Genomic DNA, 7,941 nt, shown 5'->3' on the forward strand with positions numbered 1-7,941 from the left:
CCCGCCGTTTCGGGTGCGGCCCGCGCAAACCGGCGCGGGCGCCAGCCGACCGCCAGCCGCCGACCGCCAGCCGCCGATCGGCGACCAGCAGGTCGGCGGTCAGCCGATCAGGCTGGGGCGCAGGTCGCGCAGGGTGCGGAAGTGCGTCATCCGCGTGACGCCGATCGCGGCGAGCACGAGGCCACCGACGACCCAGAGGAGCAGCACCCCGGCATCCGCCCAGGCCGTGGCCGGGTTGCCGCCGTACATCAGCTGGCGGATGCCGTCGACCGCGTAACTCATCGGAACGACGTGGTGCAGCCACGCGAGCGGCGCCGGCAGGGTCTGCCACGGGAAGGTGCCGCCGGCGGTGACGAGCTGGATCACCATGAGCACGAGGCCGATGAACTGGCCGACGCTGCCGAGCCACACGTTGAGCGCCAGAATGATCGCCGCGAACGCGAGGGCGGCGAGCCCCATCATCGCGTAGGTGCCGACCGGGTTGTGCACCTCGAAGTGCAGGATCCCGGCGAGGATGCCGAAGAGTGCCGCCATCTGCACGAGCCCGAGCAGTCCGGGGGTGAGCCAGCCGGCGAGGGTGATCTTGAGCGGGGAGTGCAGCGCCGTGATCGCCCGGCGGGAGACCGGCTTCACGATCAGGAACAGCGCGTAGATGCCGATCCAGCCTGCGAGGCTCGCGAAGAACGGGGCCATGCCGGCACCGTAGGTTCCGGCGGAGGTGACGGCGGCTGTCGTGAGCGACACCGGGTCCGCGATCGTCGAGCCCTGCAGGGTGCGGGTCTGCGCGTCCGAATTCGGGATGCTCGTCACGCCGTTCGCGAGGCCGTCTCGGAGCACGCCCGCACCGGACTGCAGGGTGATGAGCCCGCTGTTGAGGCTCGTCGCGCCGGTGGCGAGGCTCTCGGCGCCGGTCGCGGCGGTGCCGGCGCCGGTGGCGGCGGATGCTGCACCGTCGTTGACCGTGCCGGCCCCGGTCGCGAGCGTTGCCGCCCCGGATGCCGCGTCACCAGCACCGGTCGCGAGCTTCGACGCGCCCGTGGAGGCATCGCTCGCGCCGGACGCGAGTTTGGCCGCGCCGGCGGCTGCGTCGGTTGCGCCGGTCGCGACGCTGCTCGCGCCGGCCGCGGTTTGCGCGGCTCCGGCGGCGAGGCTTGCCGCGCCGTCCCGTGCGGTGACGGCGCCCGCGGCGGCCTTCTTCGCGCCTGTTGCGGTCTGCGCCGCGCCCGTGCTGAGCAGCGCACTCCCGTCGACGGCTTCCTGGGTGCCGGCGGCGACACCGGTCGCGTACAGGCCGCTGCCGGTGAGACCCTTGGTGACCGGGACAAGAGTGGTAAGCACGGCGTCGATCTGGGGCTGGGTCAAGCCATCAGTCTTCAACTGGTCCGAGATCGTCGCCTGCGCTGCGGTGAGCGCAGCCCCTGTGCTGGTGATGGTGGTGCTCGTCAGGCCGGCCCCCTTCGCAAGGGCGGGCGCGCCATCGGCGAGGGCTTTCGCGCCGTCGGCCACCTTGGCAGCACCGCCGGAAACCTGAGCGGTCCCGTCCGCGAGGTCCTTCGTCCCGGCGGCGAGGTCGGCAGCGCCGCCGGAGACCTTCGTCGCCCCCTCGGACACCTGGCCTGCGCCGGTCGCGAGCGTCGCAGTCCCGGCGGCGAGGCTCGTTGCCCCGCTCGAGAGCTGGCTCGTGCCTGAGGCGAGGGTGCCTGCCCCGGTCGCTAGGGCGCTCGTTCCGGTCGCGAGTGTGCCCGCACCGGTCGCAAGGGCGCTCGTTCCGGTGGCGAGCTGGCCGAGGCCCGAGGCGAGGACGCCGACGCCGCTCGAGAGCTGGGTGGCACCGGTTGCGAGGGTCGCGCTTCCGTCGGTGGCCGTCGTGGCGCCATCCGTCAGCTGGGTGGCGCCGTCTGCGGCGGTGACGAGGCTCGAGCGCACGTCGGAGAGCCCGATCAGGAGCCGGTCGGCCGCTTCCTCGTTGACCTTGGTGACGATGGCCTCGCGGATCTTCGTTGCGGCCTGGCTGCCGATCGTCGAGGCGAGGTAGCTGTTGGTGTCGTTCGTGGTGAGGGTGATCACGGACCGCCGGGGCGCGGAGGTCGCGGAGGAGGCGATGCCCTCGGAGAAGTCGGCGGGGATGGTCACGCTGAAGTCGTAACTCGCGTCGGCGACGCCGGCCTCCGCGGTCGCCGCGGAGACCCGGTGCCACTGGAAGGCGCCGGCGTCGGAGAGTTCGGTGGCGATGTCGTCGCCGTAGTTGTGGCTCACGTTGTCGATGACCGTCCCGGTGTCCGCGACGACGAGCGCGACGGGCACCCGGTCGAGGCCCGCGTACGGGTCCTGGTTGGCCCACAGGTACAGGCCGCCGTAGAGCACGGGCACGAGCAGCAGGGCGCACAGGGCGACCCGAGACATCACGGTTGCGGTCAGGCGGTCGAGTTCGGCCCTGACCATGCGGAAAACCTTCACAGCGTGTCCGCTCCGATCGAGACCGAATCCCCGGCCGTTGTGACGAATAGTTCGGGTTCGAGCGCCGCGATGGCGTGCGCCGAGGCATCCCCGGCGATGACGAGCACCGCGTAACCGCGCTCGGCGAGGTCGTTGGCGATCAGCCACCAGCCCAACGGGTCGCCGCCGTGCCGGTCGGGGGAGCAGATCACGAGAGCCTCGACGCCTTCGCGCAGCACCGCGAGCTCCGTCAACAGGCGGATGCGCGCATCCGGGTCGAGGTCGGCGATGCTCGTGCGGCCCTCGTCTCCGAGGTCGAGGGAGGCCAGCATCCGCTTGACGGCGCCTCTGTGGGCCGGGCGGCCGGCGAACATGAGCTCCTCGGAGACGACCTCGGAGACGGGGAGGTCCGCGGCGGGCTCGCAGACGCCGGGCGCGTCGATGAGGGCGATCCGGCGGCGCATGGACGAATAGTCGACGGTGTCGTCGAGGAGCACCTGGCCGGAGTCCGGGCGCATCCGACCGCTCGCGATGAGGCCGAGGACGGTGGGGCGGCGTTCGGTTGCGGCGCGCGCCAGGGTGACGGTGTCGCTCTGGTACTCGAGCGTCGTGCTCGGGAGGGAGGAGCTTTTGGGGCCTTTGGTGACCGCGGAGAGGGTGACGCGCATGACTCTGCCTTCGAATGCCGATGTTTTGCTGTGCCGATGTGTGGTGAGTGAGCTCCCGGCGGCCGTTCTGTGGCCGGGTGCTTCATTGCGTCGAGGGCTGATCTCCAATATACTGACTAGTCAGTACAGAAGCAAGAGTGGATCGGGGAAATACGCATGGCGCAGGTGACCGGCACGAAACGCCTGATCTTCGACGCCGCTCTCGCCCTCGCGGCCGAGCGCGGCATCTCGGGCACGACCATGGACGACGTCGCCGTGCGCGCCGGCGTGGCCAAGGGCAGCCTCTATTACAACTTCGCGTCCAAGGACAAGATCTTCGAGGGCGTCCTTTCCGAGGGCATGGCCGCCCTCACCGAAGCGCTGCGCTCCGCACGCACCGGGCTGCACGGCTGGGCCGCGATCGAGGCGCTCGTCACGACGCTGCTCTGCCGGATCGCCGGGAACACGGCCCTCGCCAAGGTGATGGCCGGCGACATCTTCCGCACCGACCGCGCCTGGCAGGAGACCTCGTTCGCGTTCCGGCACCAGGCGCTCGCCGAATTCGCCGCCGCCATCGAGGAGGCCGTGCCGACCGAGGCGGGCGCGGCGGGCGTGACCGGCCTGATGGCGAGCAGCGTCTTCGGCGCGACCCTGATGGCGGGGCTCGAGTGGCTCATCTTCGAGCCGGACCGGCCCCAGCCCGAGGTCGTCGCCGCGGTGCTCGCGACGTTCTCCGGCCGACTGAACCCGACCCCCGGCATCCGCTGACGCGTTAGGATCGAGTGTGACCGGCGAAAACTTGATTGACCAGCCCGAGACCCTCCTTCCCGCGGAACCGGAGGTGATCGCGGCGCTCCGGAGTACCGAAAGCCACGCGTTGCCGTCCCTCGTCGCCGCGCACCCGACGTCTTCCCTGGCCTGGGCGGTGCTGGCGGATGTCGCCCACCTCGAAGGCCGCACCATCGAGGCGTATGCCTTCGCCCGCGTCGGATACCACCGCGGCCTCGACGCCCTGCGCAAGGCCGGCTGGCGCGGACACGGCCCGATCCCGTGGACCCACGAGCCCAACCGCGGGGTGCTGCGCGCCCTGTACGCGTTGCGCCGCTCCGCCGCCGAGATCGACGAGCAGGACGAGTTCGACCGCCTCACCGTCTTCCTGAATGACGCCGATCCGACCGCGATCGCGCGCATCAACCAGGAAACCATCACGCCGGACGGCTACCGGGCCGATGACCCTGCCCCGATCACCGAGGCGTTTTTCATCCGAGGAGAGAACTAATGCCAGCGATCGTTTTGGTCGGAGCCCAGTGGGGCGACGAGGGCAAGGGTAAGGCCACCGACCTCCTCGGCAGCCGCGTCGACTACGTCGTCAAGTTCAACGGCGGCAACAACGCCGGGCACACCGTGGTGATCGACGGCGAGAAGTACGCGCTGCACCTGCTGCCGTCGGGCATCCTGACCCCCGGCGTCACGCCGATCATCGCCAACGGTGTCGTCGTCGACATCGAGGTGCTCTTCGAGGAGCTCGACGCGCTGATCTCCCGCGGCGTCGACGTGTCCCGCCTGAAGGTGAGCGCCAACGCGCACATCATCACCCAGTACCACCGCACGGTCGACAAGGTCACCGAGCGTTTCCTCGGCAAGCGCCAGATCGGCACGACCGGTCGCGGCATCGGCCCGACCTATGCCGACAAGATCAACCGGGTCGGCATCCGCGTGCAGGACCTCTTCGACGAGAACATCCTCCGCCAGAAGGTCGAGGGCGCCCTCGCCCAGAAGAACCACCTGCTCGTCAAGGTCTACAACCGTCGCGCCATTTCGGTCGACGAGATCGTGACCGACCTGCTCAGCTACGCCGAGCGCCTCCGCCCGATGGTCGCAGACACCGCGTTGCTCCTGCACGAGGCGCTCACCGCGGGCAAGACCGTTCTCTTCGAGGGCGGTCAGGCCACGATGCTGGATGTCGACCACGGCACGTATCCGTTCGTCACGTCCTCGAACGCGACGTCCGGCGGCGCCGTGACCGGATCCGGCATCGGCCCGAACCGGATCGACCGCGTCCTCGCCGTCGTCAAGGCGTACACGACCCGCGTCGGCGCCGGCCCGTTCCCGACCGAGCTCTTCGACGAGTCCGGCGAGTTCCTGCGCGCCAAGGGCTTCGAGTTCGGCACCACGACCGGCCGCCCGCGCCGCTGCGGCTGGTACGACGCGCCCGTCGCCCGCTACACGGCACGCATCAACGGGGTCACCGACTTCGTGCTCACCAAGCTCGACGTGCTCACCGGTCTCGCCTCGATCCCGGTCTGCGTCGCGTACAGCGTCGACGGCGTGCGCCACGACGAGGTGCCCGTCTCCCAGTCCGACTTCCACCACGCGAAGCCGATCTTCGAGGACTTCCCCGGCTGGACCGAGGACATCACCGGCGCCCGCACGTTCGAGGAGCTGCCGCGGAACGCCCAGGACTACGTGCTCGCGCTCGAGAAGATGAGCGGCGCCCGCATCTCCGCGATCGGCGTCGGCCCCGGCCGCGAGGCGATCGTCTCCCGGCACGACCTGATCAACTAGCCCGGCGCCCGGGTCGCAGGGTCTGAACGAAGAGAGCGGATGCGCGTTGCGCATCCGCTCTTGTCGTCTCACGCCGTCGCCCCTTGGGCCCTCCAACGAGCGGATGCTGCCATTCACCGGCGGGATCCGGTCGTTGCGCTGCGAGGGGGCCGACGCCGGTGGCCGCGCACGTTACAGTCGGCAGGTGACCGATAGCACCGCCCCGCGCGACGCCCCCACTTCTGCAGTACCCGCTCCCGCCGAGCCGGCTCGTCGCGCCCTCATTGCGCTGCAGTTCCTCGGCATGGGCGTCGTCTGGGGCTCGAGCTTCCTGTTCATGAAGGTCGCCCTCGTCGGAGTGAGCTTCGGCCAGGTCGCCTGGTCGCGCCTCGTGCTCGGCGGCCTCACCCTCGGCCTGATCGTGCTCATCACCCGGCCCCGGGTGAATGGCGGCCCCGTGCTGCCGCGCGAAGCGGTCGTGTGGCTGCACTTCCTCGTGATCGCGGTGAGCGGATGCGTCGTGCCGCATCTCCTCTTCGCGTGGGCGGAGCAGTACGTGTCCTCGAGCCTCGCGAGCATCTACAACGCCGTGACGCCGATCATGACGGCCGTGATGGCGACCCTCGCCTTCCGCGTCGAACGGCTCGGCCGCGGGCAGGTGCTCGGGGTCGTCGTCGGCATCGCCGGCGTGCTCGTGATCATCGGGCCGTGGCGCTACGCGGCGCTCACCGGCGACCTGTGGGGCCAGCTCGCCTGCCTCGGCGCCGCCGTGTGTTACGGCTTCACGTTCGGGTACACCCGCCGGTTCCTGAGCGGGCGCCCGATCGCGGGCGCGACCTTCGCGTTCCTCAACATCGGCCTGGGCGGGGCGATCATGCTGCTGCTCACCCCGGTGCTGGCCTGGCACCCGGTGTCGCTCAGCCCGGCGATCGTCCTGAGCCTGCTCACCCTCGGTGCGCTCGGCACCGGACTCGCCTACATCTGGAACATCAACGTGCTCCGCGCCTGGGGTCCCACGAACGCGTCGACGGTCACCTACGTGACGCCCGTCGTCGGCGTCGTGCTCGGGGTGCTGCTGCTGGGTGAGACGCTGTCCTGGAACGAACCGCTCGGAGCGCTGCTCGTGCTGCTCGGCATCCTGCTCGCGCAGAAGCGCATCCGCTGGCCCCTGCCGAGCGTCGCCACTGCCCGCGAAAGCGGGTGAATCGTCGGTTTGCGACAGCCAGAACGACGATTCACCCGCTTTCGCGGAAGGGCTCGCACGGTATCGTTCAGTCATGGCCGAACACGAGGAATTGCCCGCCGAGGCGGGGCGGGATGCGATCGACGAATTGAACGGCATCCGCCAGAGCATCGACAACATCGATGCCGCCCTCATCCACATGCTCGCTGAGCGCTTCAAGTTCACCCAGCAGGTCGGACGCCTCAAGGCCCGGCACGGTCTTCCCGCGGCAGACCCCGCGCGGGAGTTGCAGCAGATCCAGCGGCTGCGCGCGCTCGCCGAGGAGGCCAGGCTCGACCCGGGCTTCGCCGAGAAGTTCCTCAACTTCATCGTCGCCGAGGTCATCCACCACCACGTGGCGATCGCCGGCGGCCAGCCCGGCGTGGGAGACGGGCAGGCAGCCGGCGCTGCGATCGGGGTCATGCCCGATTCGGCGATCGGTGCACCGGCGCCTGCGACTGCGGATCCCGCAGGCCCGGCGTCGTGAGCTGGGACCCGCGCCACCTCCCCGACCAGTCCGGCAAGACCTTCGTCGTCACCGGCGCCAACGCCGGACTCGGCTACTTCACGAGCGAACAGCTCGCCGCGACCGGCGCGCACGTCGTGCTGGCCTGCCGCAACCCGGTGAAGGCGGATGCCGCGCTCGCGGCCATCCGCGGACGGGTGCCCGGGGCATCCGTTTCGGCGATCACCCTCGACGTCGCCGACGCCGACAGCGTGCGCGCCGCAGCTGCACTCCTGCTCGACCTGCCCCGGCTCGACGGGCTCGTGCTCAACGCCGGCATCGTGCACCCGCCGAAAACGCGGGAGCTCAGCGCGGCCGGCAACGAGATCGTCCTCGAGACCAACTACCTCGGTCACGTTCACCTCACCGCTCTCACGCTGCCGGCCCTGCTGCGCACGCCCGGCAGTCGGGTCGTCGCGCTCGGGTCGCTCGCGACGCGACTCGTCGCCTCGCGCCTGGACAACCTGCAGCTCGAGACGGGGTACAGCGGCTGGGTCGCCTACGCCCAGTCGAAGATCGCCATGCAGGTGTCCGGATTCGAGCTCGACCGGCGGCTCCGGCTCGCGGGACTCGGCGGACCTGGCGGG

The 7,941-nt window shown here is 70.5% G+C and carries 8 protein-coding genes; 6 read left to right on the forward strand and 2 right to left on the reverse strand.

Annotated features, from left to right (window positions below; translation table 11 throughout):
* Positions 1-99: 99 nt before the first annotated feature.
* Both QN350_RS18245 and QN350_RS18250 read right to left on the reverse strand, forming a co-directional pair.
* Positions 100-2,442, reverse strand: coding sequence for a YhgE/Pip domain-containing protein (locus QN350_RS18245; protein ID WP_322138651.1), 2,343 nt, complete (start codon positions 2,440-2,442; stop codon positions 100-102).
* 11 nt (positions 2,443-2,453) lie between these two features.
* Positions 2,454-3,104: a hypothetical protein gene (locus QN350_RS18250; protein WP_322138652.1), complete on the reverse strand. Its 651-nt coding sequence runs from the start codon at positions 3,102-3,104 to the stop codon at positions 2,454-2,456.
* Positions 3,105-3,260: 156 nt separating this feature from the next.
* Between QN350_RS18250 and QN350_RS18255 the strand changes: the two genes are divergently transcribed.
* The 6 genes from QN350_RS18255 to QN350_RS18280 form a co-directional block, all read left to right on the forward strand.
* Entirely contained in the window at positions 3,261-3,851 is a 591-nt protein-coding gene (locus QN350_RS18255; protein ID WP_281533723.1) for a TetR/AcrR family transcriptional regulator, read from the forward strand.
* A gap of 16 nt (positions 3,852-3,867) precedes the next feature.
* Positions 3,868-4,362, forward strand: a complete 495-nt coding sequence (locus tag QN350_RS18260; protein ID WP_281533724.1) for a DUF3151 domain-containing protein — start codon at positions 3,868-3,870, stop codon at positions 4,360-4,362.
* On the forward strand, positions 4,362-5,648 hold the full coding sequence (locus tag QN350_RS18265; protein WP_134533200.1) for an adenylosuccinate synthase: 1,287 nt from the start codon (positions 4,362-4,364) through the stop codon (positions 5,646-5,648). The genes QN350_RS18260 and QN350_RS18265 overlap by 1 nt, the downstream gene beginning before the upstream one ends.
* A 283-nt stretch (positions 5,649-5,931) precedes the next feature.
* Positions 5,932-6,831, forward strand: coding sequence for a DMT family transporter (locus QN350_RS18270; protein ID WP_416173056.1), 900 nt, complete (start codon positions 5,932-5,934; stop codon positions 6,829-6,831).
* Between the two features lie 73 nt (positions 6,832-6,904).
* The gene (locus QN350_RS18275) at positions 6,905-7,336 is read left to right on the forward strand and encodes a chorismate mutase (protein WP_322138654.1); all 432 of its coding nucleotides are present in this window, start codon (positions 6,905-6,907) and stop codon (positions 7,334-7,336) included.
* Positions 7,333-7,941: SDR family NAD(P)-dependent oxidoreductase (locus tag QN350_RS18280; protein WP_323517072.1), on the forward strand; the 609-nt coding region annotated here is incomplete at its 3' end. The genes QN350_RS18275 and QN350_RS18280, both read left to right, overlap by 4 nt.

The sequence above is a fragment of the Cryobacterium sp. 10I5 genome, assembly GCF_035019865.1.
Lineage (GTDB): Bacteria > Actinomycetota > Actinomycetes > Actinomycetales > Microbacteriaceae > Cryobacterium > Cryobacterium breve_A.

Excerpts from the sequence above, each read along its gene's own strand:
- QN350_RS18270 (WP_416173056.1), top strand. The coding sequence starts at position 5,932 with ATGGGCGTCGTCTGGGGCTCGAGCTTCCTGTTCATGAAGGTCGCCCTC.
- QN350_RS18265 (WP_134533200.1), top strand. The coding sequence starts at position 4,362 with ATGCCAGCGATCGTTTTGGTCGGAGCCCAGTGGGGCGACGAGGGCAAG.
- QN350_RS18255 (WP_281533723.1), top strand. The coding sequence starts at position 3,261 with ATGGCGCAGGTGACCGGCACGAAACGCCTGATCTTCGACGCCGCTCTC.
- QN350_RS18250 (WP_322138652.1), bottom strand. The coding sequence starts at position 3,104 with ATGCGCGTCACCCTCTCCGCGGTCACCAAAGGCCCCAAAAGCTCCTCC.
- QN350_RS18275 (WP_322138654.1), top strand. The coding sequence starts at position 6,905 with ATGGCCGAACACGAGGAATTGCCCGCCGAGGCGGGGCGGGATGCGATC.
- QN350_RS18245 (WP_322138651.1), bottom strand. The coding sequence starts at position 2,442 with ATGGTCAGGGCCGAACTCGACCGCCTGACCGCAACCGTGATGTCTCGG.